18 protein-coding genes are annotated in these 25,126 nt (G+C 71.0%); 8 read left to right on the forward strand and 10 right to left on the reverse strand.

All coding sequences use genetic code 11. The features are described 5' to 3' along the window. The first annotated feature begins 661 nt into the window (after window positions 1-661). Window positions 662-3,445: a pyruvate, phosphate dikinase gene (gene ppdK / locus ACH4RC_RS06275; protein ID WP_398195933.1), complete on the forward strand. Its 2,784-nt coding sequence runs from the start codon at window positions 662-664 to the stop codon at window positions 3,443-3,445. 217 nt (window positions 3,446-3,662) lie between these two features. After that, the gene (locus tag ACH4RC_RS06280; protein WP_398195936.1) at window positions 3,663-4,589 is read left to right on the forward strand and encodes an oxidoreductase; all 927 of its coding nucleotides are present in this window, start codon (window positions 3,663-3,665) and stop codon (window positions 4,587-4,589) included. An 11-nt stretch (window positions 4,590-4,600) separates the two neighbouring features. On the opposite strand, the gene nirD is transcribed toward ACH4RC_RS06280, so the two are convergent. Genes nirD through ACH4RC_RS06295 form a run of 3 tightly spaced genes read right to left on the reverse strand, consistent with a single transcriptional unit; the run spans window position 4,601 to window position 8,746 of the window. Then, window positions 4,601-4,954: a nitrite reductase small subunit NirD gene (nirD, locus tag ACH4RC_RS06285; RefSeq protein ID WP_398195939.1), complete on the reverse strand. Its 354-nt coding sequence runs from the start codon at window positions 4,952-4,954 to the stop codon at window positions 4,601-4,603. Then, window positions 4,951-7,533, reverse strand: a complete 2,583-nt coding sequence (gene nirB, locus ACH4RC_RS06290) for a nitrite reductase large subunit NirB (RefSeq protein WP_398195941.1) — start codon at window positions 7,531-7,533, stop codon at window positions 4,951-4,953. Before nirB ends, nirD begins: the two co-directional genes overlap by 4 nt. Window position 7,534: 1 nt before the next feature. Continuing rightward, the gene (locus ACH4RC_RS06295) at window positions 7,535-8,746 is read right to left on the reverse strand and encodes an NAD(P)/FAD-dependent oxidoreductase (RefSeq protein WP_398195943.1); all 1,212 of its coding nucleotides are present in this window, start codon (window positions 8,744-8,746) and stop codon (window positions 7,535-7,537) included. A 143-nt stretch (window positions 8,747-8,889) separates the two neighbouring features. Here ACH4RC_RS06295 and ACH4RC_RS06300 point away from each other — a divergent pair, with 143 nt between their 5' ends. Further along, a complete protein-coding gene (locus ACH4RC_RS06300; RefSeq protein ID WP_398195946.1) occupies window positions 8,890-9,681 on the forward strand; it encodes a sulfite exporter TauE/SafE family protein in 792 nt (263 codons plus the stop codon). A 14-nt stretch (window positions 9,682-9,695) separates the two neighbouring features. On the opposite strand, the gene ACH4RC_RS06305 is transcribed toward ACH4RC_RS06300, so the two are convergent. The 5 genes from ACH4RC_RS06305 to ACH4RC_RS06325 form a co-directional block, all read right to left on the reverse strand. Then, entirely contained in the window at window positions 9,696-10,334 is a 639-nt protein-coding gene (locus ACH4RC_RS06305; protein ID WP_398197811.1) for a class F sortase, read from the reverse strand. Window positions 10,335-10,339: 5 nt separating this feature from the next. After that, window positions 10,340-10,867, reverse strand: a complete 528-nt coding sequence (locus ACH4RC_RS06310) for a hypothetical protein (RefSeq protein WP_398195949.1) — start codon at window positions 10,865-10,867, stop codon at window positions 10,340-10,342. A 381-nt stretch (window positions 10,868-11,248) separates the two neighbouring features. Beyond that, window positions 11,249-13,336: a molybdopterin oxidoreductase family protein gene (locus ACH4RC_RS06315; RefSeq protein WP_398195951.1), complete on the reverse strand. Its 2,088-nt coding sequence runs from the start codon at window positions 13,334-13,336 to the stop codon at window positions 11,249-11,251. Between the two features lie 96 nt (window positions 13,337-13,432). Then, window positions 13,433-13,585: a DUF397 domain-containing protein gene (locus ACH4RC_RS06320; RefSeq protein ID WP_398197813.1), complete on the reverse strand. Its 153-nt coding sequence runs from the start codon at window positions 13,583-13,585 to the stop codon at window positions 13,433-13,435. Between the two features lie 3 nt (window positions 13,586-13,588). Further along, a complete protein-coding gene (locus ACH4RC_RS06325) occupies window positions 13,589-14,257 on the reverse strand; it encodes a vancomycin high temperature exclusion protein (RefSeq protein WP_398195953.1) in 669 nt (222 codons plus the stop codon). A 173-nt stretch (window positions 14,258-14,430) separates the two neighbouring features. Here ACH4RC_RS06325 and ACH4RC_RS06330 point away from each other — a divergent pair, with 173 nt between their 5' ends. The 5 genes from ACH4RC_RS06330 (at window position 14,431) to ACH4RC_RS06350 (ending at window position 21,289) form a co-directional block, all read left to right on the forward strand. After that, entirely contained in the window at window positions 14,431-15,165 is a 735-nt protein-coding gene (locus tag ACH4RC_RS06330; protein WP_398195955.1) for a sirohydrochlorin chelatase, read from the forward strand. Between the two features lie 49 nt (window positions 15,166-15,214). Then, a complete protein-coding gene (locus tag ACH4RC_RS06335) occupies window positions 15,215-16,516 on the forward strand; it encodes a deoxyguanosinetriphosphate triphosphohydrolase (RefSeq protein ID WP_398195958.1) in 1,302 nt (433 codons plus the stop codon). A gap of 115 nt (window positions 16,517-16,631) precedes the next feature. Then, complete coding sequence (locus tag ACH4RC_RS06340) at window positions 16,632-17,891, forward strand: NAD(P)/FAD-dependent oxidoreductase (RefSeq protein ID WP_398195960.1); 1,260 nt, start codon at window positions 16,632-16,634, stop codon at window positions 17,889-17,891. A 61-nt stretch (window positions 17,892-17,952) separates the two neighbouring features. Further along, window positions 17,953-19,860, forward strand: a complete 1,908-nt coding sequence (gene dnaG / locus ACH4RC_RS06345; RefSeq protein WP_398195962.1) for a DNA primase — start codon at window positions 17,953-17,955, stop codon at window positions 19,858-19,860. A 157-nt stretch (window positions 19,861-20,017) separates the two neighbouring features. Continuing rightward, entirely contained in the window at window positions 20,018-21,289 is a 1,272-nt protein-coding gene (locus ACH4RC_RS06350) for an RNA polymerase sigma factor (protein WP_398195964.1), read from the forward strand. A gap of 105 nt (window positions 21,290-21,394) precedes the next feature. Here ACH4RC_RS06350 and ACH4RC_RS06355 read toward each other — a convergent pair whose 3' ends face one another. Both ACH4RC_RS06355 and ACH4RC_RS06360 read right to left on the reverse strand, forming a co-directional pair. Then, window positions 21,395-23,323, reverse strand: coding sequence for an ABC transporter ATP-binding protein (locus ACH4RC_RS06355; protein ID WP_398195967.1), 1,929 nt, complete (start codon window positions 23,321-23,323; stop codon window positions 21,395-21,397). After that, a complete protein-coding gene (locus tag ACH4RC_RS06360) occupies window positions 23,323-25,062 on the reverse strand; it encodes an ABC transporter ATP-binding protein (protein WP_398195970.1) in 1,740 nt (579 codons plus the stop codon). The genes ACH4RC_RS06355 and ACH4RC_RS06360 overlap by 1 nt, the downstream gene beginning before the upstream one ends. Window positions 25,063-25,126: the final 64 nt, after the last annotated feature.

A 25,126-nucleotide genomic window follows, 5' to 3' on the forward strand; every position in this document is an offset into this window, starting at 1 on the left:
CCGCGCCCCTGAGATGCGCACTACGTGCGCCATCTCAGGGGCCGCGTCCTTGTGTACGCCCGTACCAGGGGTGTGCCGTCCTGGCGTGCGCTCATGTCGGGGGTGTGGCGTTTTGAGGGTGCTCGGTTGGTGTGTGCCTCGTCAGGGGCGTGTGCGTCGTCGCGGAAGGTGCGGCGGAGCAGTGTGCCTTCAGGGGCGCGGGGAACTGCGCGACCAGCCACGACGGTGCCGCAGTCGACCGCCCGAAACGGACCGGCGGGTGTCCGCATGGTGACACCCGCCCGCTCATCCGCCCCGATTCCGGCGTGCTTCCGGCGTGATTCTCGCCACCTCTGATCACCCTTACGCTCAAACGAGCGCGGTCAGCGCGATTGCACCTTCTCAAGACGTGGCACTCAGTGCCACCGCTCGATCATTCACGCCTTGAACGCACATGAGTGCAGCACCTGCTCATGTGAGCGAATTTTGCCAGCTCTAAACGATCTCGCTTCACGAACTGAAGGCACGCGCCTCGATCCCCGTACCCCGCGGTTACTTTCGATCTCTTGGCGGACGGGCGGTTACGGCCCCATGACGGCAAAGTGGACGTACCCAGGTGCCTTGGATCTGGGTATGTTCCTCGCCGTCAGGGCAGCCACCGAGCCTCGAGGAGTCGAGACCCGTGTCGGAAAACAAAGATCCTCAGGTAACCGATCAGGCCGATCAGGCCGATCAGGCAGGCCAGGCCGGCGATCAGGGTGTGAAGTTCGTCTACGACTTCACCGAGGGCAACAAGGACCTCAAGGACCTCCTCGGCGGCAAGGGCGCCAACCTCGCCGAGATGACCAACCTGGGCCTTCCCGTCCCGCCGGGCTTCACGATCACCACCGAGGCCTGCAAGGTCTACCTCGAGAGCGGCGCCGAGCCGGTGGCACTGCGTGACGAGGTGAGCGCCCACCTCGACGCGCTGGAGCAGCGCATGGGCAAGAAGCTCGGGCAGCCCGACAACCCCCTCCTCGTGTCGGTCCGTTCGGGCGCCAAGTTCTCCATGCCCGGCATGATGGACACCGTCCTCAACATCGGTCTCTCCGACAAGTCCGTGCAGGGCCTCGCCAAGCAGGCCGGCGACGAGCGCTTCGCCTGGGACTCATACCGCCGCCTCATCCAGATGTTCGGCAAGACCGTCCTCGACGTCGACGGCGATCTCTTCGAGGAAGAGCTCGAGAAGGCCAAGCGCGCCAAGAAGGTCGCGGTCGACACCGACCTGGACGCCGCCGATCTGAAGAAGCTGGTCACCCGGTTCAAGAAGATCGTCAAGACCGAGGCCGGGCGCGACTTCCCGCAGGACCCGCGCGAGCAGATGGACCTCGCGATCCACGCGGTCTTCGACTCGTGGAACACCGACCGCGCCAAGCTCTACCGCCGCCAGGAGCGCATCCCGGGCGACCTCGGAACGGCCGTCAACGTCTGCTCCATGGTCTTCGGCAACCTCGGCCCCACCGCGACATCCAAGAGCGGCGGCACCGGCGTCGCCTTCACCCGCGACCCCGCCTCGGGACACCAGGGCGTCTACGGCGACTACCTGCAGAACGCGCAGGGCGAGGATGTCGTCGCCGGTATCCGCAACACCGTGCCGCTTGCCGAGCTGGAGCGGATCGACAAGAAGTCGTACGACCAGCTCATGCAGATCATGGAGACCCTGGAGAACCACTACAAGGATCTCTGCGACATCGAGTTCACCATCGAGCGCGGGCAGTTGTGGATGCTCCAGACGCGGGTCGGCAAGCGCACCGCCGGGGCCGCCTTCCGCATCGCCACGCAACTCGTCGACCAGGGGCTCATCGACGAGGCCGAGGCCCTGCAGCGCGTCACGGGCGCCCAGCTCGCCCAGCTGATGTTCCCCAAGTTCGACGAGGAGGCCAAGACCGAGCAGCTCGGGCGCGGCATCGCCGCGTCGCCGGGAGCCGCTGTCGGCAAGGCCGTCTTCGACTCGTACACCGCCATCAAGTGGTCGCGCTCCGGCGAGAAGGTCATCCTGATCCGCCGCGAGACCAACCCCGACGACCTCGACGGCATGATCGCCGCCGAGGGCATCCTGACCTCGCGCGGCGGCAAGACCTCGCACGCGGCCGTCGTCGCGCGCGGTATGGGCAAGACCTGTGTCTGCGGCGCCGAGGACCTGGAAGTGGACACCAAGCGGCGGCGGCTGACCGCCGGGAGCGTCGTCGTCGAGGAGGGTGACGTCGTCTCCATCGACGGCTCCACCGGCAAGGTGTACCTCGGCGAGGTGCCCGTCGTGCCGTCCCCGGTCGTCGAATACTTCGAGGGGCGGATGCACGCGGGCGCCGACGACGCCGACGAACTCGTCGGAGCCGTCCACCGGATCATGGCCTACGCCGACCGCGTACGCCGCCTGCGCGTCCGCGCCAACGCCGACAACGCCGAGGACGCCCTGCGCGCCCGCCGGTTCGGCGCCCAGGGCATCGGCCTGTGCCGCACCGAGCACATGTTCCTCGGTGAGCGGCGCGAGATGGTCGAGAAGCTGATCCTCGCCGACACGGACACCGAGCGCGAGGAGTCCCTCAAGCAGCTGCTGCCGCTCCAGAAGCAGGACTTCGTCGAGCTGTTCGAGGCGATGGACGGCCTCCCCGTCACCATCCGCCTCCTCGACCCGCCGCTGCACGAGTTCCTGCCCGACATCACCGAACTGTCGGTGCGCGTCGCCCTCGCCGAGTCCCGCCAGGACAACAACGAGAACGATCTGCGGCTGCTCCAGGCCGTCCACCGGCTGCACGAGCAGAACCCGATGCTCGGGCTTCGTGGTGTGCGGCTCGGGCTCGTCATCCCCGGTCTCTTCGCCATGCAGGTACGCGCCATCGCCGAGGCCGCCGCCGCCCGTAAGACCGCCAAGGGCGACCCGCGCGCCGAGGTCATGATCCCGCTCGTCGGCACCGTCCAGGAGCTGGAGATCGTCCGCGAGGAGGCCGACCGGGTCATCGCCGAGGTCCAGGAGCAGACCGGCGTCCAGCTGAAGCTCGCCATCGGCACCATGATCGAGCTGCCCCGCGCCGCCCTCACCGCCGGGCAGATCGCCGAGGCCGCGCAGTTCTTCTCCTTCGGCACGAACGACCTCACCCAGACCGTCTGGGGCTTCAGCCGCGACGACGTGGAGGCCTCCTTCTTCACCGCGTACCTGGAGAAGGGCATCTTCGGGGTGTCGCCGTTCGAGACGATCGACCGGGACGGCGTCGGCTCGCTGGTGCGCAGCGCCGTCGAGGCGGGGCGTGCCACGCGGCCCGACCTCAAGCTCGGCGTCTGCGGCGAGCACGGCGGTGACCCGGAGTCCGTGCACTTCTTCCACGAGGTCGGGCTCGACTACGTGTCGTGCTCGCCGTTCCGGATTCCGGTGGCCCGGCTCGAGGCGGGGCGCGCGGCGTCCACCTCCGCGGGGAGCGATCACCGCTGACGCCGCCCGTCGGTCCTGACATCCCCTGATACTCCGGAGCCGCCGCCGGTCCCCGACCCTCACCGATCGGCGACGGCTCCGGTGCGAGACGAGAGAGCGGCACCCCTGTGCGGGGGGTGCCGCTCTTTCGGTGTGCGGGCGGCCGTTCTACTGTCGGGCGACCCGTGCCCGTGAGACCCGTGCCCGTGAGACCCGATCCTGTTCAGGGAGAGCCACCATGAGCGGCTGGAGCGTCGGCGACATACCCGATCTGCGTGGCCGCACCGCCGTCGTCACCGGTGCCAACAGCGGCATCGGCTACGCCACCGCCCGCGAACTGGCCCGCGCGGGCGCCCGTACCGTGCTCGCCTGCCGTGACGCGGGACGGGCCGCCGCCGCTCTCGACCGCATACGTGCCGAACTGCCGCACGTCGTCGTCGAGTTCGCCGCGCTCGATCTCGGCAGCCTCGCCTCCGTGCGCGAGTTCGCCGCCAACTGGCAGGGGCTCCCCCTCGACCTCCTCGTCAACAACGCCGGGGTCATGGCGCTGCCCTTCGACCGCACCGCCGACGGGTTCGAGACCCAGTTCGGGGTCAACCACCTCGGCCACTTCGCGCTGACCGGGCTGCTCCTGCCGAGCCTGCTCGCCGCGCCCGCCGCCCGCGTCGTCACCGTCGCCAGCATGGCGCACACCCTCGCCAACATCGACATCGTCGACCTCAACAACGAACGGCGCTACCGGCCCTGGGTGGCTTACGCCCGCTCCAAGACCGCCAACCTCCTCTTCGTGCACGAACTGGCCCGGCGCGCCGCCGCCACAGGCGTTCCCCTCGTCGCCGCCGCCGCGCATCCCGGGTACGCCGCCACCTCCCTGACGACGCGCGGGCCGCTCATGCGGGGCCGCCAAGGCGCCCAGCGGTTCTACGAGACCGGCAACCGGATCTTCGGTCAGTCCGCCGCGGCCGGAGCGCTGCCCACGCTGTACGCGGCCACCGCGCCCGGCGTCCGCCCCGACGACTTCTACGGGCCGCGCGTCCTCATGTGGCGCGGAGCGCCCGCCCGGTCGTGGCGTGCGTCGTGGACCCGGCACGACGTGGCGGGGGAGCGGTTGTGGGCGGCGTCCGAGCAGGTGACCGGGGTGCGGTTCGGCGCCCTGGAGGGGTGACGGGTCCGGCGTCAGGCGGTGCGAACGGTGTGCGTGCGCAGGGCCACCGTCTCGTCGTCGAGGCAGCGGCCCGTCTCCAGGTCGAAGCGCTGCTTCAGCAGGGGCGACGCCACGAACGGACGGCCCTGCGCCGAGCCGAGCAGCCCGCGCGAGAGCACCGCCGCCCCCGTGAACGGGTCCGTGTTGTCCACCGCGTACAGCCGGCCCGTGCGGTCGAGGAAGACCGCGGCCTGGGTGCCGTCCGGGAGCAGGGCGGCGACCCCGCGGCCCGGCGTCAGACGGTCCAGGTCGCAGACCGTGAACCAGCTGTCACGTACGTCGAGCTGAACCAGCAGCTTCGTCTGCTCCGGGGCGAATGTCGTCATCGGACAGCCAGTCCTTCCAGGGAGGGCATCGAGATCAGGGGCAGTTCGGGCTTGATCTGGTCGCGCTCCGGTACGAAGCGGACCGTCGGGTCGGGGGTGCCGGGCGCGTTCACGAACGACACGAAGCGGGCCAGGCGCTCCGGGTCCTCGATCGTCTCGGACCACTCGTCGCGGTAGTGCGCCACGTGCGCGGCCATCAGCGCCTCCAGCTCGTCGCAGATGCCGAGCGAGTCGTGCACGACCACATCCCGTACGTGGTCCAGGCCGCCGTCGATCCGCTCCAGCCAGGCCGCCGTCCGCTCCAGGCGGTCGCCGGTGCGGATGTAGAACATCAGGAAGCGGTCGATCAGGCGGATCAGCTCCGCGTCGCTCAGATCCTGCGCGAGAAGATCGGCGTGGCGCGGTGTCATACCGCCGTTGCCGCCCACGTACAGGTTCCAGCCGTTGGCCGTGGCGATGACGCCGAAGTCCTTCGACTGGGCCTCCGCGCACTCGCGGGCGCACCCCGACACCGCCGACTTCAGCTTGTGCGGCGCCCGCAGGCCGCGGTAGCGCAGCTCCAGGTCGATCGCCATCCGCACCGAGTCCTGCACGCCGTACCTGCACCACGTCTGTCCCACGCACGACTTCACCGTGCGCAGCGACTTGCCGTACGCGTGGCCCGACTCGAAGCCGGCGTCCACCAACCGCGCCCAGATGGACGGGAGCTGGTCCACCCGCGCACCGAACAGGTCGATGCGCTGGCCGCCTGTGATCTTCGTGTACAGGTTGTAGTCCCGGGCCACCTCACCTATGACGATGAGCTTCTCCGGAGTGATCTCGCCGCCCGGGATGCGGGGCACCACCGAGTACGAGCCGTTCTTCTGCAAGTTGGCCAGGAAGTGGTCGTTCGTGTCCTGCAGCGCCGACTGCTCGCCCTCCAGGACGTAGCCGTCCGCGCCGATCGACGGAGCGAGCGACGCGATGATCGAGCCGACCGTCGGCTTGCACACCTCACAGCCCTCGCCGCCGCGCGCCTCCGCACGGCCGTGCTCGTCCAGGAGACGGGCGAAGGAGGTGATCCGCTTGACGCGCACGATCTCGTACAGCTCCTGGCGCGTGCGCGCGAAGCAGCCGCACAGACCCGTGTCGCCGGACTTCGGCAGGAGCTGGGTGATCAGCTTGACGCAGCTTCCGCAACCCGTCCCCGCCTTCGTGCACTTCTTGACCTCCGGCAACGTCGTGTGCGCGCAGATCTCGCCCTTCGTCACGTTGTGGCACGAGCAGATGACGGCCTCGGCGGGCAGCGCCTCCGGGCCGAGCTGCGCGGGGGCGCCCGCGCCCGCCGGCAGGACCAGTTGCTCCGGCGCCAGCGGCGGCACCGTGCCGGTCAGCGCGCGCAGCGTTCCGTACGCCTCCGCGTCGCCCACGAGGACGCCGCCGAGCAGCTCCCCCTCGGCGCCCATCACCAGCTTCTTGTACGTGCCCGAACGCGAATCCGAGTAGACGACGTCCAGGCAGCCCTCGGTCGCGCCGTGCGCGTCACCGAACGACGCCACGTCCACGCCGAGCAGCTTCAGCTTCGTGGAGAGGTCCGCGCCCGTGAACGTCGTCCTGGCCGCGCCGTCCGCCTCGGCCCCGGCGCGGGCCATCGTCGCCGCCGCCGTCACCGCCATCTCGTAGCCCGGCGCCACCAGCCCGTAGACCCTGCCGTCCGCCGCCAGCGCGCACTCGCCTATCGCGAAGACCGCCGGGTCGCTCGTGCGGCACTCCTCGTCCACCTTGATGCCGCCGCGTTCGCCGACCTCCAGGCCCATGTCGCGGGCCAGCTGGTCGCGGGGGCGCACGCCTGCCGAGAAGACGACCAGGTCTGTGGGGAGCTCAGCGCCGTCCGACAGCTTCATCGCCCGTACGGCGTCTCCGCGGTCCTCGTCCGACAGGATCTCCTGCGTGCCCACGCCCGTGTGCACCGTCAGGCCCATCTCCGTGATCGTGCGCAGCAGCGCCGCGCCGCCGCCCTCGTCCACCTGCACCGGCATCAGGCGCGGCGCGAACTCCACGATGTGCGTCGTCAGGCCCAGGCCCTGGAGCGCGCCCGCCGCCTCCAGGCCGAGCAGACCGCCGCCCACCACCGCGCCGACCGTCGCGTGGTTCTTCGCGTACTCCTCGATCGCGTACAGGTCCTCGATCGTGCGGTACACGAAACAGCCCGTCGCGTCCTTGCCCGGGACCGGCGGCACGAACGGGTACGAGCCCGTGGCCAGGACCAGCGTGTCGTACTCCACCGTCAGGCCCGAGCGGGCGGTCACCGTGCGGGCCGTCCTGTCCACCGTCAGCGCCGGGTCGCCCACGTGCAGCTCGATGCCGTTCCTCTCGATGAACTCCGGGTCCGTCATCGACAGTTCCTCGGGCGTCGTGCCCGAGAAGTACGAGGTCAGGTGGACCCGGTCGTAGGCCGGTCGCGGCTCCTCGCACAGGACGACCACGCGGTGCGTCCCGGTCAGGCCGCGCTCGCCCGCCGCTTCGAGGAAGCGCTGTCCGACCATGCCGTGGCCGACGAGGACCAGGGTGGGCTTCGAGGTCGCCATGTCAGTCGCCATGTCAGAGGCCTCCGTCGTTGGTGAGCAGGTGCAGCAGCGGCGCGCCGTCGTCGGCGGGCAGTGCTTCGTTCGATTCCCAGGCGTGCGCGAGTGCGCCGACGCCGCCCAGCGCCCCGACCAGGACCCCGCCGACCAGACGGTCGCCGCGTACGACGACCCTGCGGTACGTGCCCCGCGTCGCGTCCGTCAGCTGCACCACGTCGTCGCCGGGCAGCGGCTCCGTCTCGCCGAACGCGGCCAGATCCAGGGGGTCCGCCGCGTGGGGGAGCGTCAGGCGGGTCAGGGTCCGGGTGCCCGTGTAGGTCTTCGGGGCGCCGACGCCGGTGAGCGCGTTCGCCAGCGCGTCGGCCTGTTCCAGCGCCGGTGTCGCCAGGCCGTAGACCCGGTCCGCGTGCTCGGCGCAGTCGCCCACGGCGTGGATGTGCGGGTCACTCGTGCGCAGCTCGTCGTCGACGACCACGCCGCGGCGCACCTCCAGGCCCGCCGCCTTCGCCAGCCCCGTCCTGGGGCGGGCGCCGCAGGCCAGTACCGTGACGTCGGTTTCCAGTACGTAGCCGTCGTGCAGCTCCACGTGGGTCACGGTGCCGTTCGCCGTTCTCACCGCCTTGACCCTGCACTCCGTGTGGATCTCCACGCCGAGTGCCGTGAGATGGCTGCGTACCAGCGCCGATGACGTCGGGTCCAGGTGACGTTCCATCAGGCGCTCCGCCTGCTGTACAAGGACCACCTGCGCTCCGCGGCGGGCCAGCGCCCGCGCCGCCGACACGCCGAGCAGGCCGCCGCCGATGACCACCGCCCTCGTGCCCTCCCGTACCGACTCCGACAGCGCCACGCAGTCGTCCATCGTGCGGAACGCGTGCACCCCGCCCGGCAGGTCCGTCGCACCCGGCTCGAACAGGCCGCGCAGCGGTGGCAGCACCGGGTTCGCGCCCGTCGCCAGGACCAGCGCGTCGTACGCCACCTCCGCGCCGTCCTCGCACTGCACCACGCGGGCGGTCCGGTCCACGCGGATCGCTCTGGTGCGGAGCCTCGGCCCCTGAGGCGCCGGCAGTGCGATGACCTCCGGGCCGTAACTGCCCGCCAGGACCTCCGCCAGCAGCACCCTGTTGTACGGGGCGTGCGGTTCCTCCCCGATCAGCACCGCGTCCTCGCCCAGACGGGCGGCGACTCGGATGCCGGCCAGGCCGGTGCCTATGACCACGACGCGCTTCATGCCTCGTAGCCTGCAAGCGCGGTGTTTCTCCGTGGCGTCCCGTCCGTTTCCCCAGGGGAACGGTGGGCTCAGCGAGGGGCGTCCGCCGGTGTGAGGGCGGGGTGTGCCGGGTGCGGTCCCCCCTTGCTCATAGGGTCATGTGCATGCCTGACATATCCCTGACCACCCTCGTCGTCCTCTGCCTCGCCGCCCTCGCGGCCGGGTGGGTCGACGCTGTGGTGGGGGGTGGTGGACTTCTTCTGCTTCCCGCTCTCCTGCTCGGCCTCCCCAGCTCCGCGGGCGCCGGGCCCTACGCCCTCGGCACCAACAAGGCCGTCTCCATCGTCGGCACCACCGGCGCCGCGATCACCTACGCCCGCAAAGCCCCCGTCGACCTGCGCCTCGCCGCCCGCATCGGCGTCGCCGCCCTCGCCGGGTCCACCGGGGGCGCGCTGCTCGCCGCCGGGCTCAGCACCGACGTCCTCAAGCCCATCGTCATGGTCGTCCTCGTCTGCGTCGGCGCCTTCGTCCTCTTCCGGCCCTCCTTCGGCACCGCGCCCTCCGCCGAGCCGCTCCCGCCTCGGCGCGTTCTCGCCGCCATCGGGTTCGCCGGGCTCGGCATCGGGTTCTACGACGGGCTCATCGGGCCCGGCACCGGGACCTTTCTCGTTCTTGCCCTTACCGCTCTGCTCCATCTTGACCTTGTGGTCGCTTCTGCCACCGCGAAGATCGTCAACTGCTGCACCAACGCGGGGGCGCTCGCCATGTTCGGCTTCAAGGGCACCGTGTACTGGCAGCTCGCCGGGCTCATGGCCGTGTTCAATCTCGCCGGGGGGATGGTCGGGGCTCATACGGCGCTGAAGCGGGGGGCCGGGTTCGTGCGGGTCGTTCTGCTCAGTGTCGTGTGTGCGCTGGTCGTGAAAATGGCCTACGAGCAGTGGGTTGCGGTTGCCTGAGGGCCTTCTGTCGGTCAGCGGCTATCCGTCAGGTGTGCGAACACCACTACGTTGCCCTCGTAGCCCGTACGCCTCGAGTACGGGCCCCCGCACGTGATGACCCGCAGCTCCGCGCGCTCCGCCGACCCGTACACCTTCTCGTCCGGGAAGTCCTTCGCCGCGTACATCCGCACCGCGTCCACCGTGAACACCGCCACCGAACCGTCCCGCCGGTCGACCTCCACCGTCCTTCCGCGCCTCAGCGCGCCCAAGCCGTAGAACACCGCCGGGCCCTCCGCGTTGTCCACATGGCCCGCCACCACCGCCGTGCCCCGCTCGCCGGGGCTCGTCCCCGCCTCGTACCAGCCCGCCAAGTTCTCCTTGCGCGGCGGCGGTACCTCAAGGCTTCCGCGCGGTGACAGGCCCAGAGCCGTCAGCGGGGCGTCCACCTGGAGGGACGGGATGCGGATGCGGGTCGGGGGTGACTTCGGCATCGGGGGTGCCCCCGTCCGGCGGGCGGTTCCGTTCGCCGCCGCGTCCGCCTGTTCCGGGGCCGGCTGGGGTGGCGGGTGGCCCGCCGCGCCGCCCGCGAGCAGCCAGGCGCCCGTGGCCAGGGCCAGCAGCGTCACCACGCCTACCGCCGCGTTCGCCGTGTTGACCGGCTTGAACCGCACTGATTTCAGACCCTGCCGTCCCTTGTCCTGCGGTGCAGCAGCCACGTACCGCCCGCTGCCGCCACGGCCAGCGCCGCGACACCCGCGGTCGTCTTCACCGGGTCGGGGCCCAGCGCGCCGCCCATGCCCGTGGGTACGTGGCCGCGCGGCACCGGCGCTCCCGGCGCCGGGGCCGCCGCCTGTTGCGCCATCGACACGATCAGGTCGCCGGTGACCACCGTGCCGCCCGAGCAGCGGGCGGTGATCTCGTACGTGCCCGGCTGCGCCGACGCCGGCACCTCGAACCGTGCCGTGGCCCGTCCGGCCGCCTTGTCCGGGGCCAGCGTGAACGGGCCCGGGCCCACCGCTCCCGCGTCCCCGGCCGCCGTACCCCGCGAGCCGCACGCTGTCGTGCTGACGGTGACCGTGCTGCCGGGGGACGCCGTCGCCGGGTACACCTCCAGGCCGCCCAGCGACGCTGTGGCGGGTGACGCCGTGAACGCGGCTGCCGTCACGGCGAACGCGGCGGCTGCCAGGGGTCGGCCTGTGCGCATCGTCCTCGCTCCTTCGTGGGCGTCGGGTGCGCCCCTGCAAGGACGAGGTAAGTGGCAGGGCGGGGTCTTCGCATGCTGGGTACGCCTGAATGGAGGGTGGCCGCCTGAGGGGCCGTCAGCGGCCGGCGGTTTCGATCCGACAGGTGCCGGGGTGGGTACGGTGCCGCCCGGGGTATGTCCGTGCTCGCCATCTTGATGGCCTCGCCCGCTGCTTCGGGCCTTGTCACCGCGTGAACTGTGCTGCGCGCGGACATACCCCGGTCGGCCCCTCCCGTCTCGTACTCGGCTGGGCGGTCGGTCGGTGGTGGTGCGTTCAGCCGTCGGCTCGCTGTTGACTCGTCGCGCACGCCTTGTCGTACGCGGCTGAACCGGCTGTGGTCGTCAGTCCGCTCGCTGAAGGTTTACCGCGCACACCTTGAACTCCGGCATACGTGACGTCGGGTCCAGCGCCGGGTTGGTGAGGGTGTTCGCCCTGCCTTTGCCCGGCCAGTGGAACGGCATGAAGACCGTGTCCGGGCGGATCGCGGGGGAGAGGTGGGCCGGTGCCTGGGCCGTGCCGCGGCGGGAGGTGACCGTCACCGGCGACCCTTCCGTGATGCCCAGGCGCGCGGCCAGGCGCGGGTGCAGTTCCACGTACGGGGTCGGGGCCGCCTTGTTCAGCTCCGCCACGCGGCGGGTCTGTGCCCCTGACTGGTACTGGGCCACCACCCTGCCCGTCGTCAGGTAGAAGGGGTACTCCGCGTCCGGCTCCTCGGCCGCCGGGCGGTGGGCCACCGGGGTGAAGCGGGCCCTGCCGTCCTCTGTCGCGAAGCGGTCCAGGAAGAGGCGGGGTGTGCCCGGGTGGTCCTCCTGCGGGCACGGCCAGTGCAGGGCCTCGCCGCTCGTCAGGCGGCCGTAGCTGATGCCCGCGTAGTCCGCCGGGCCGCCCGCCGAGGCGCGGCGCAGCTCGTCGAAGACCTCTTCCGGGTCGGTCGGGAAGTTCTTCTCCATGTCGGGGGAGAGGCGCGCTGTGAGGTCGTGGAGCACGTCCAGGTCCGAGTGGACGCCCGGGGGCGGTGCCAGCGCCTGGCGGCGGAGCAGGACCCGGCCCTCCAGGTTCGTCATGGTTCCTGTCTCCTCCGCCCACTGGGTCACCGGCAGTACCACGTCGGCCAGTTCCGCCGTCTCCGACAGGACCACGTCCGCCACTGCCAGGAAGTCCAGGGAGCGGAGCCTGCCTTCTATGTGCGCGGCCCGGGGGGCCGACACCACCGGGTTCGAACCCATGAGGAGCAGGGCGTGGATGTCCGTGCCGAGGGCGTCGAGGAGTTCGTAGGCGGAGCGGCCGGGGGCGGGGAGGGTCTCCGGGTCCACGCCCCAGACCTCCGCCACGTGGGCTCGTGCCGCCGGGTCGGTGAGTTTGCGGTAGCCGGGGAGCTGGTCCGCCTTCTGGCCGTGTTCGCGGCCGCCCTGGCCGTTGCCCTGGCCCGTCAGGCATCCGTAGCCGGACAAGGGGCGTCCCGGGCGTCCGGTGGCCAGGGCCAGGTTGATCCAGGCGCCTACCGTGTCCGTGCCCTTGGACTGCTGTTCCGGGCCCCGTGCCGTCAGGACCATCGCGTGGTCGGGTGTGGTGAAGAGGCTGACCGCTTCGCGGAGTTGGGGAAGGGGGACGCCGGTCACCCGCTCCACGTACTCGGGCCAGTGCGCCATCGCCGCGGCCCGCGCCTCCGGCCAGCCGCTCGTGCGCTCCCTTACGTACTCCTCGTCCACCCGGCCCTCCGCCACCACCAGGTGCAGCATGCCGAGCGCGAGCGCGAGGTCGGTGCCAGGGCGTGGTGCCAGGTGCAGGTCCGCCTGTTCGGCGGTGCGGGTGCGGCGCGGGTCGATGACGATGAGCTTGCCGCCGTTGGCCTTCAGTTCGGACAGGTAGCGCAAGGCCGGGGGCATCGTCTCGGCCAGGTTCGAGCCGACCAGGATGACGCAGCCCGTGCGCGGGATGTCCTCCAGCGGGAAGGGCAGGCCACGGTCGAGGCCGAACGCCTTCTGGTTCGCCGCCGCCGCCGACGACATGCAGAAACGGCCGTTGTAGTCGATCTGCGACGTGCGCAGGACCGTGCGGGCGAACTTGCCCAGCGCGTACGCCTTCTCGTTCGTCAGGCCGCCGCCCCCGAAGAGGGCGCAGGCGTCAGCGCCGTGCGCTGTGCGGGTACGGGCGAGCCCGTCGGCGATCGCGTCAAGAGCGGCCTCCCAGGTGGCGGGCTCCAGGTCGCCGGTGGCCGAACGGATCAGGGGGGTCGTCAGCCGGGCCCCGGCCGACAGCACGGCCGCCGCGCTCTGGCCCTTCCCGCACAGCGCGCCCTTGTTCACGGGGAAGTCGGCCCGCCCCGCGACCTCCACGCCCGCCCCGGCCGGCGTGAGCGTCATCCCGCACTGCAGCGCGCAGTACGGGCAGTGGGTCGCGGTGGCCGGTGGCATGGTCTGCGTGTGCATACCGCCAGCGTGCGCGGCTCTTGTTACGCGGTGCGGGCGGACCGGGTTACGGGGGCGGTACGCGCGTCTCGCAGCGGGCCGCGGGCGGGTGTGAGGTCAGCGGGCGTCGGCCCTGACGCCCGCCGCGACGGAGGGGAACAGCCCGGCCGGACCGCGCGAGGCGGCGACGTTCGTGGCGACCTCTGTGCACTGGCCGCCGGTGTCGCTGTACGAGGACGTGAACCAAGCGGCTGCCCGCCGCCGGCGGATGCCCTAACGGGCGGCGCCCAGCGCCCTGTCGATGCCGTCCTCCCGTGCCCCCAGAAAGTGCGGGTCCGGACGGACCACTGCGTCCAGCGCCGCCTTGCTCGCCGCCAGCACCTCGCGCGCTCCGCCCGCGTACCAGGTCACGTCGTGCTTCTCGGCCACTCCCACGCCGTACGAGGTGACGCCTGCCGCCTCGCACAGTGCCACCGCCCGGCGGATGTGGAAGTCCTGGCTGAGCAGGATCGCTTCCCTCACCCCGAATATCCTCTTCGCCCGCGCGCATGAGTCCCATGTGTCGAAACCCGCGTAGTCGCTGACCACCGCCCTGTCCGGCACCCCGTGCCGGGTCAGGTACGCGCGCATCGCGTCCGGCTCGTCGTAGTCCGTACGGCTGTTGTCGCCCGTGACCAGGACGGCGCGGACCTTGCCCGCGCGGTACAGCTCGGCCGCCGCGTCCAGGCGGTGCGCCAGGTACGGGGAGGGTTCGCCCTGCCACAGGCCCGCTCCGAACACCATCGCCACCCCGGTGCGGGGCGCGTCCGCCGTCGAGCGCAGGCGGTCGCCGGTCGAGATGAACAGCCAGGCGGAGGGAAGCAGCGCCAGTACGCAGAGCGTCATCAGCGCCTGCATCGTCCGTCGTTGTGTCCGGCGGGTGCGGAGCGAGTGCGGGCGCATGCGGCTCCCAGGGGGTGACGGAATTTCGTTCTCTGAGGTGAGAGACGTTCCACGGGGGTGGACGGTTCGGGTGTGTCGTGCTCACCGTGCGGTCCGCCGCGCCGTGAAGCCCGGGCAATCGTCCGTCATCGAGGGGCAACAGGTACGCAATCCGGGACCGGCACGATCAGCCCATGACGGAATTCGACAGCAGCACCCTGGTCCTTGTCGCCCATGGCAGCCGTGACCCGCGTGCCCTGGCCACCGTCCGTGAACTCGTCGAGCGGGTGCGGGAGCTGCGGCCGCTCCTCGACGTCCGGCTCGCCCACATCGAGCTGAACGAGCCCTTGCTCGGGGATGTGCTGGACGGGCTCGGCCACGGGCGGCGCGCCGTTCTCGTGCCCCTGCTGTTGTCGCGCGGGTATCACGTCAAGCGGGATCTGCCCCGTGCCGCCGAAGCCGCCCGGCACCTGGTCACCCGTGTCGCCGATCCGCTCGGGCCGCACCCGTTGCTCGTCGACGCCCTGCACGACCGGCTGGTGGAGAGCGGGTGGGACGGGCAGGGAGGGGTCGTGCTCGCCGCCTCCGGGTCGAGGGATCCCGATGCCCGTGTGGATACGCGCCGTACTGCCGGCCGGCTCGCTGAGCGGCTCGGGGTCCCGGTCGTGCCCGCGTATGCCTCCGGGGGCGGGGCCGGGGTGGCCGCCGCCCTTCGCGATCTCGCCGGGCAGGGGTGTCACCAGTACGCCCTCGCCTCCTACTTCACCGCGCCCGGTCGGTTCGCCACGGAGGCGGCCGACGCGTTCGGCGACGGTCCTGTCGCCGCGCCGCTCGGGGCCCATCCCGGCGTCGCCCGGCTCGTCCTGCACCGCCACGACCGCGCCCTGCTCTCGCCCGTGCGGCCCGCGCGGCAGCTCGCGCCCGCCTGACCTCGGCGGTCACCCGCCCTTTGTCGGTGCCTGGCCTTAATGTCGGGGCATGAACACCACGGACGAAGGCTCCGGTACGTACGACGAGGCGGACGTCGAGCGCTGGGCCGCCGAGCCCGACAAGCGCCCGGGGCGCACCGCGTTCCAGCGCGACCGGGCCCGCGTCCTGCACTCCTCGGCGCTGCGCAGGCTCGCGGGCAAGACGCAGGTCGTCACGCCGGGCACACGCAGTCTGCACTGGGACGCCAGCCCCCGGACGCGGCTCACGCATTCGCTCGAGTGCGCGCAGGTGGGGCGGGAACTGGGTGCGGCGCTCGGGTGCGATCCGGATCTGGTCGAGACCGCTTGTCTTTCGCACGACATGGGGCATCCGCCCTTCGGGCACAACGGTGAGCAGGCTCTCAACGAAGTGGCCGAGGACTGCGGGGGGTTCGAAGGGAACGCGCAGTCCCTGCGGCTTCTCACCCGGATCGAGCCCAAGCGGTTCGTGCGGTCCGCCGAGGGCGGGGAGCTGGTCAGCGTCGGGCTCAATCTGACGCGGGCCGCTCTCGACGCCGCCACCAAGTACCCGTGGCCGCGCGGTGAGCACCCGAGCGATCCGGGCTCGGTCAAGTTCGGGGTCTACGGGGACGACCGGCCCGTCTTCGACTGGGTCAGGAAAGGGGCACCCGGGCGCCGGACGTGCTTCGAGGCGCAGGTCATGGACTGGGCCGACGATGTCGCGTACTCCGTGCACGACCTTGAGGACGGGCTGCACGCGGGACACCTCGATCCGGGCATGCTGCACGCCGAGCCCGAACGCGCCGACGTCTTCGCCGTCGCTCTCGGCCGTTACGTGCCCGCCGACACCGACCCCGCCGAACTCGCCGCCGCCCTCGACCGGCTCCTCGACCAGGAATGGTGGCCGCACGGGTACGACGGCACCGCCGTCTCCCAGGCCCGGCTCAAGGACGCCACCAGTCAGCTCATCGGGCGCTTCTGCCTCGCCGCCGAGACCGCCACCCGCGCGCGGTACGGCACCGGGCGCCTCACGCGGTACGCCGCCGAGCTGGTCGTGCCGCGCGCCGCCCGGTACGAGTGCGCCGTCCTCAAGGCGGTCGCCGACCGGTACGTGATGCAGCGGCCGCAGCAGGAGCGGCTCCGCGCCGACCAGCGCGTCGTCGTCGCCGAGCTGGCCGAGGCGCTGACGGCGCGTGCGCCGGAGGGGCTCGACCCCCAGTTCCGCGCCCTGTTCGACGACGCGCCCGACGACCGTACGAGGAAGCGCGTCATCGTCGACCAGATCGCGTCCCTGACCGACGCGTCGGCGCGCTCCCTGCACGCCCGACTGTCGGTCGGACACGAAGTGTGACGGTTCCGTTCCCGGGCACTGGGTTCTGGTGCCCTGATCGGGTCACGCCCCCTTCCCGCATCACGCTGCGTGCGGGACGCTCGCATATGACGGCAGCGCAACGAGGAGGCATCAAGTGGTCGACGCGGACCAGACGTTCGTCATCGTCGGAGGAGGGCTCGCCGGCGCCAAGGCGGCCGAGACGCTCCGCGCGGAGGGGTTCACCGGGCGGGTGATCCTCATCGGTGACGAGCTGGACCACCCGTACGAGCGCCCGCCCCTGTCCAAGGGCTACCTCCAGGGCAAGGAGGAGCGGGAGAGCGTTTTCGTCCACGAACCCGCCTGGTACGCGAGCAACGACGTCGAGCTGCACCTCGGGCAGCCGGTCACCGCCGTCGACCGCGACCTGAGGACGGTCCGGCTCGGCGACTCCACGGTCATCCGCTACGACAAGCTCCTCCTCGCCACCGGCGCCGAGCCGCGCCGCCTCGACATCCCCGGCACGGACCTCGTCGGCGTCCACCACCTGCGCCGCCTCGCCCACGCCGACCGGCTGAAGAACGTCCTCGGCTCGCTCGGGCGCGACAACGGGCACCTCGTCATCGCGGGCGCCGGCTGGATCGGCCTGGAGGTCGCCGCCGCCGCGCGCGAGTTCGGCGCCGAGGTGACCGTGGTCGAGCCGGAGGCGACCCCGCTGCACTCCGTGCTCGGGCCCGAGGTCGGGCAGATCTTCACCGAGCTCCACAGCGACCACGGCGTCCGCTTCCACTTCGGCGCCCGGCTCACCGAGATCTCCGGTCAGGACGGCCTGGTCCTCGCCGCGCTCACCGACGACGGCGAGGAGCACCCCGCCCACGACGTCCTCGCCGCGATCGGCGCCGCCCCGCGCACCGCTCTCGCCGAGCACGCGGGCCTGGCTCTCGTCGACCGGCGGTACGGCGGCGGCATCGCCGTCGACACGTCGCTGCGCACCTCCGACCCCGACATCTACGCCGCCGGTGACGTGGCCGCCCTCGAGCACCCCCTCTACACCCAGCGGCTGCGTGTCGAGCACTGGGCCAACGCGCTGAACGGCGGGCCCGCCGCCGCCCGCGCCATGCTCGGCCAGGACGTCACCTACGACCGCGTGCCCTACTTCTTCTCCGACCAGTACGACGTCGGCCTGGAGTACTCGGGCTGGGCGCCCCCGGGCTCGTACGACCAGGTCGTGCTGCGCGGCAATGCGGGCAAGCGCGAGTTCATCGCCTTCTGGCTGAGGGACGGGCAGGTCCTCGCCGGGATGAACGTGAATGTGTGGGATGTCACTGACCACATCCAGCAGCTCATCCGGTCGGGCGTGCGGCCCGGCACCGAGCGGCTCTCCGACCCGACCGTCCCCCTCGGTGATCTTCTGTGATCTCTCGTCCGCGCGACGCCGGAGTGACGAGGGTGTCAGTGGCGGGCCGTAGAATTCTCGCGTGGCTGGCAGGATCAACGACGAGGACGTGAAGGCTGTTCGGGACGCGGTCCCGATCGACGCCGTGGTCTCCGAGTACCTGCAGTTGCGCAACGCGGGCGGCGGGAACCTGAAGGGCCTGTGCCCGTTCCACGACGAGAAGTCGCCGTCCTTCCAGGTCAGCCCGAGCAAGGGGTTCTTCCACTGCTTCGGCTGCCAGGAGGGTGGCGACACCATCACGTTCGTGATGAAGATCGACCACCTCACCTTCTCCGAGGCGGTCGAGCGCCTGGCCGGCCAGGCCGGCATCACCCTGCGCTACGAAGAGGGCGGCTACAACCCCTCCCACCAGCGCGGCGAGCGCATCCGCCTCGTCGAGGCGCACAAGGTCGCCGCCCAGTTCTACATCGATCAGCTGGAGTCCCCCGAAGCCGAGATCGGCCGCGCCTTCCTCGCCGAGCGCGGTTTCGACCAGGCCGCCGCCGCGCACTTCGGCGTCGGCTACAGCCCGGCCGGCTGGGACCATCTGACCCGCTTCCTGCGCGGCAAGGGCTTCACCGACAAGGAGCTGACCCTCTCCGGGCTCTCCCAGGAGGGGCGCCGCGGGCCCATCGACCGGTTCCGCGGGCGCCTCATGTGGCCGATCCGCGACATCGGCGGCGAGGTCGTCGGCTTCGGCGCCCGCCGCCTGCGCGAGGACGACAACGGGCCGAAGTACCTGAACACGCCCGAGACCCCGATCTACAAGAAGTCACAGGTCCTGTACGGCATCGACCTGGCCAAGAAGGAGATCGCCAAGACCTCCCGGGCGGTCGTGGTCGAGGGTTACACCGATGTCATGGCGTGCCATCTGGCCGGGATCACCACCGCCATCGCCACCTGTGGCACCGCCTTCGGCGGCGATCACATCAAGATCCTGCGCCGTCTCCTCATGGACAACGGGTCCGCACGGGTCATCTTCACCTTCGACGGGGACGCCGCCGGGCAGAAGGCCGCCCTGCGCGCCTTCGAGGACGACCAGAAGTTCGCCGCCGAGACGTACATCGCCATCGCGCCGGACAACATGGACCCCTGCGACCTGCGCCTGGCCAAGGGGGACGAGGCCGTCGCCGAGCTGGTCGAGCCGCGTACGCCGCTCTTCGAGTTCGCGCTGCGCCAGATCGTCTCGCGGTACGACCTGGAGACCCCCGCCGGGCGCGCCGCCGCGCTCGACGAGGCCGCGCCCGTCGTCGCCCGCATCAAGAACAGCGCCTCGCAGCACGAGGTCGCCGTCCAGCTCGCCGGGATGCTCGGCATCCTCGACACCCAGTTCGTCGTCAAGCGCGTCGCCCAGCTCGCCCGCTGGGCCCGCGACCGCGGCGGCAAGGGCCCGGCCCCGGCCGGACGCGGCGGCCGCCCGGTGCCCGAGACGGCCGCCCCGGCCGCCCCCGCCTTCGGCGGCCCCGCGCTCACCCTGCGCAACCCCGTCTACGCCACCGAGCGCGAGCTGCTCAAGCTCGCGCTGCAACACCCCCACCTGGTCTCCCCGGCGTTCGACGCGTACGGCATCGACGAGTTCACCGCCCCGCCCTACGCGGCCGTACGCCTGGCGATCCTGGAGGCGGGCGGCGCCGAGCAGGGCACGAGCGAACCGCACGAGTACCTGGTCCGCGTCCGCGACGCGGCGCCGGACGACGCGGTGCGCGCCATGGTCACCGAGCTGGCCGTCGAGGCGATCCACCGCAAAACGGTCGACGAGGTGTACGCGGGCGATCAGCTCGTCACCGTCCGCAGGCGCGCCGTCGAGCGCCGCATCCGCGACATGCAGGGCACCTTCACCCGCCTCGGCTCCGGCGGCGACCCGGCCCAACTGGTTGCCGTACAGAACGAGTTGTGGGTCCTCCAGCAGTACGACCAGGCTCTGCGCGAGCGGGGCGCGGCCGCGCTGTAGGCGCCGGGCCGCACTGTCACGCGCCGTTTCGGCGTGTTCGAAGGCGGGAAGAGCGGGCACTCGTACAGCTCGGTAACCGCTTGGTCACGCACCGGACTCAGAAAGTCAACGCACGCCCCTCGTAGCGGCGCTGTGTCGTACTCCACACTGGGTTCCGGTGCCTGAGTCCTCGGAGCGCGGCCGGAACCCGGACACCGGGTCCGACACCCCCGCGGTTCCGCTCATCGCGTACGGGACGGACAGCGGCGCGGCCGCCGCTTCCGCCCCCCAGCCGCACGCCTCAGCAGCGATCACTATGGAGGTCGCCCCCGTGCAGACCCAGACCCTCACCCAGCGCGACAGCACAGCGCAGGCTCCCGCCGATCCCGACGCCGCCGACGGGGAGGCTCTCGCCACGGTGCCGCCGCAGAGCCGCGTGGCGCACCGCCCCGAGACGGCGGAGCGCCCCGAGGCGCCGGAGGAACCCGAGACGGTCGAGCCGCCCGAGCCCGTGCGCGCCACCCGTACGGAGACCGCGAGCCCCTCCTCCGACCTGTTCCGCCAGTACCTGCGCGAGATCGGTCGCATTCCGCTGCTCACCGCGGCCGAGGAGGTGGAGCTGGCACGGCGCGTCGAAGCGGGCCTGTTCGCCGAGGAGAAGCTCGCCCACGCGCCCGACCTCGACTCCCAACTCGCCCTCGACCTCGACAAGTTGGTGGTCATGGGGCGGATGGCCAAGCGCCGCCTCATCGAGGCGAACCTCCGCCTCGTCGTCTCCGTCGCCAAGCGTTACGTCGGACGCGGCCTCACCATGCTCGACCTGGTCCAGGAGGGCAACCTCGGCCTGATCCGCGCCGTGGAGAAGTTCGACTACGCCCGCGGCTACAAGTTCTCCACCTACGCGACCTGGTGGATCCGGCAGGCCATGAGCCGTGCCCTCGCCGACCAGGCCCGCACCATCCGGGTCCCCGTGCACGTCGTCGAGCTCATCAACCGGGTCGTCCGCGTCCAGCGCCGGATGCTCCAGGAGCGCGGCTACGAGCCGACCCCGCAGGAGGTGGCGGCCCACCTCGACCTCCCGCACGAGCGCGTCAGCGAAGTGCTGCGCCTCGCCCAGGAGCCGGTCTCGCTGCATGCCCCGGTGGGCGAGGAGGACGACGTCGCCCTCGGCGATCTCATCGAGGACGGCGACGCCACGAGCCCCGTCGAATCGGCGGCGTTCCTCCTGCTCAGGGAACACCTGGAGGCCGTGCTCTCCACCCTGGGAGAGCGTGAACGCAAGGTGGTCCAGCTCCGCTACGGCTTGGCGGACGGCCGCCCCCGCACGCTTGAGGAGATCGGCCGGATCTTCGGAGTCACCCGGGAACGAATCCGCCAGATCGAGTCGAAGACGCTGAACAAGCTCCGCGACCACGCCTTCGCGGACCAGCTGAGGGGCTACCTGGACTGAAGCCGCCCAGGGGCGCGGGGCCGTGCCGATCTGCCGATCCGCCGCGTGGGCGCGGTCAGCCACACGAGGCGGTGCTCGACACCCGGCCCCACGCCCCTGCGGCGATCAGTCGACCTCGGCGACCGCCTGCGCGAACTGAGCCTCGTACAACCGCTGATACGCCCCGCCGGAGCCGACCAGCTCATCGTGCGAACCCTGCTCGACGATCGACCCGTTCTCCATGACGAGAATCGTGTCGGCATCGCGGATCGTCGAAAGACGGTGCGCGATGACGAACGAGGTACGCCCGGAGGCGAGCCGCGCCATCGCCTTCTGGATCAGCACCTCGGTCCGGGTGTCGACGGAGGAGGTCGCCTCGTCGAGCACGAGGATCACCGGGTCCGACAGGAACGCCCGCGCGATGGTGATGAGCTGCTTCTCACCGGCGCTGACGCCGGTGCCGTCGTCGTCGATGACGGTGTCGTAACCGTCCGGCAGGGTCCGGATGAACCGGTCGGCGTGCGCCGCCTTCGCCGCCGCCTCGACATCCGCCCGGGTCACGTCCTTCGCGGCGCCGTACGCGATGTTGTCCGCGATCGTGCCGCCGAACAGCCAGGTGTCCTGGAGGACCATGCCGATCCCGGCGCGCAGCTCGTCGCGGTCCATCTTCGCGACGTCGACCCCGTCGAGCGTGATCCGCCCGCCGGTGACCTCGTAGAACCGCAGGAGCAGATTGACGAGGGTGGTCTTGCCCGCGCCGGTCGGGCCGACGATGGCGACCGTGTGGCCGGGGTCCGCCGTCAGGGACAGGTCCTCGATGAGCGGCTTGTCCTCCTCGTAGCGGAAGGCGACGTGCTCGAACTCGACGCGGCCGCGCAGGTCGGCCGGCTTCTCGCCCGGTACGGGGTCGGCCGACTGCTCCTCGGCGTCGAGCAGTTCGAAGATCCGCTCGGCGGAGGCGACGCCCGACTGGACGAGGTTCGCCATCGACGCGACCTGCGTCAGCGGCATCGAGAACTGGCGCGAGTACTGGATGAACGCCTGTACGTCGCCGATGGAGAGCGACCCCGAGGCGACCCGCAGGCCGCCGACGACGGCCACGAGCACGTAGTTCAGGTTCGAGATGAAGAACATCAGCGGCTGCATGATGCCGCTGTTGAACTGCGCCTTGAACGACGCCTCGTAGAGCGCCTCGTTCTGCTCGGCGAACTGCTCGGCCGACTCCTTCTGCCGGCCGAACACCTTGACCAGATTGTGGCCCGTGTACATCTCCTCGATGTGCGCGTTGAGCGCGCCGGTCGTCCGCCACTGCTGGACGAACTGCGGCTGTGAGCGCTTGCCGACCTTCGCCGCGACGAACACGGAGAGCGGCACCGTCACGAGTGCGACGAGCGCGAGCAGCCAGGAGATCCAGAACATCATCACCAGGACGCCGACGATGGTCAGCAGCGAGTTGAGCATCTGGCCCATCGTCTGCTGGAGCGTCTGCCCGATGTTGTCGATGTCGTTGGTCGCCCGGCTCAGTACCTCGCCGCGCTTCTGCTTGTCGTAGTACGACAGGGGCAGCCGGGCCAGCTTCGCCTGCATCTCCTTGCGCAGCTGGGCCACCGCCAGGTTGATGACCCGGTTGGCCAGCCGGGTGCCGATCATCATGGCGAAGCCGGACACCGCGAAGACGGCGAGCGCGAGCAGCAGGACCTGGCCGATCGCGTCGAAGTCGACGCCCTGGCCGGGGGTGAAGTCGACGCCGCCGAGCATGTCGGCCATGCCGTTGTCGCCCTTGGCCCGCAGGCCCTCGATCACCTGGTCCTTGGTCTGCCCGGCAGGGAGCCGGCCGCCGATGATCCCGCCGAAGAGGAGGTCGGTCGCGTGGCCGAGGATCTTCGGCCCGACCACCGAGAGACCCACACTGATGACGACCGCGCCGAGCACGGCGAACACCGCCGAGCGGTGCACCGCCATCCGCTTGAGCAGCCGTTTTCCGGAGTTCTTGAAGTCCATCGAACGCGAACCGGGACCACCGGCCGCCATCCGTGCCGCCATCGGCCCGCTCATCAGGCGGCCTCCGCTTCCGTCAGCTGGGAGAGGACGATCTCCCGGTACGTCTCGTTGTCGGCCATCAGTTCGTGATGGCGGCCCTCGCCGACGACCCGGCCCTCGTCGAGGACGATGATCCGGTCGGCGTCGCGGATGGTGGCGACGCGCTGGGCGACGATCACCACCGTCGAGTCGGCCGTCTCATTGCCGAGCGCCCGGCGCAGGGCGGCGTCGGTGGCGTAGTCGAGCGCGGAGAAGGAGTCGTCGAAGAGGTAGATCTCCGGCTGTTGTACGAGCGTGCGTGCGATGGCCAGGCGCTGGCGCTGACCACCGGAGACGTTCGTGCCGCCTTGGCTGATGGGCGCGTCGAGCCCGCCTTCCAGCTTGCTGACGAAGTCCTTGGCCTGCGCCACTTCAAGGGCGTGCCACAGCTCCTCGTCGGTCGCGTCGGGCCGCCCGTAGCGGAGGTTCGAGGCGACCGTTCCGGAGAAGAGGTACGGCTTCTGCGGGACGAGGCCGACGGTTCTCGCCATGAGCTCGGGGTCGATCGTGCGGACGTCCTCGCCGTCGACGTGCACGGCGCCCGCCGTGGTGTCGTACAGGCGCGGCACCAGGCCGAGCAGCGTCGACTTGCCGCTGCCCGTCGAACCGATGATCGCGGTGGTCTCGCCGGGCAGCGCGGTCAGGTCGATGGAGCGCAGCACCGGCTCCTCGGCGCCGGGGTAGCCGAATTCGGCGCTGCGGATCTCCAGGTGGCCGCGGCGGCGCAGCTCCCGTACGGACGCCTTCTCGCTCGGCGGCACGACGCTCGACTCGGTGTCGAGGATCTCCTGGATGCGCTCGGCACAGACCTCGGCGCGCGGCACCTGCATGAACATGAAGGTGGCCATCATCACACTCATGACGATCTGCATGAGATACGCGAGGAACGCGGTCAGGTCGCCGATCTGCATGTGACCGCTGTCGATGCGGTGCGCGCCGAACCAGACGACGGCGATCGAGGCGACATTCACGATCGTCATGACGAACGGGAACATCAGTGCCATGATCCGGCCGGTCGCGAGCGAGGTCTGGGTCAGATCGTGGTTGGCCTCGCCGAACCGGCCTTTCTCGAAGTCGTCGCGGACGAAGGCGCGGATCACGCGGTTGCCGGTGATCTGCTCGCGCAGCACCCGGTTCACGGTGTCCAGCTTGGTCTGCATCGACCGGAACAGCGGGCGCATCTTGCGGATGATCAGCGAGAGCACGATCGCCATGACGGGCAGCACCGCCAGCAGCACGCCCGAGAGCGGCACGTCGAGGCCGAGCGCCATGACGACGCCGCCTACGCACATGATCGGCGCCGACACCATCAGCGTGAACGAGAGCAGCGCCAGCATCTGGACCTGCTGGACGTCGTTGGTGGTCCGGGTGATCAGCGAGGGAGCGCCGAAGTGGCCGACCTCGCGCGCCGAGAAGGACTGCACCCGGTCGAAGACGGCGCCGCGCACGTCACGCCCGAGGGCGGCGGCGGTCCGGGCGCCGTAGAACACGGCGCCGGTGTTGCACACCACCTGGACGACGGTGACGCCCAGCATCAGGGCGCCGAACCGGAGGATGTAGCCGGTGTCGCCGTTCACGACACCGTTGTCGATGATGTCCGCGTTCAGTGTGGGCAGGTACAGCGCGGCGCAGGTCTGCAGGAACTGCAGCAGCACCAGTAGCCCGATGGATTTCTTGTACGGACTGAGGTGGGTCCGCAGGAGTCGTATGAGCACGCTCGGTCTCTCGGTGTCGGCGGTCGTTGAGTGTGAGCGGTGGACCGGGGAGTGTCGCGTCCGC

Origin of the sequence: Streptomyces sp. NPDC016845 (genome assembly GCF_044332585.1) — a bacterium.
Lineage (GTDB): Bacteria > Actinomycetota > Actinomycetes > Streptomycetales > Streptomycetaceae > Streptomyces.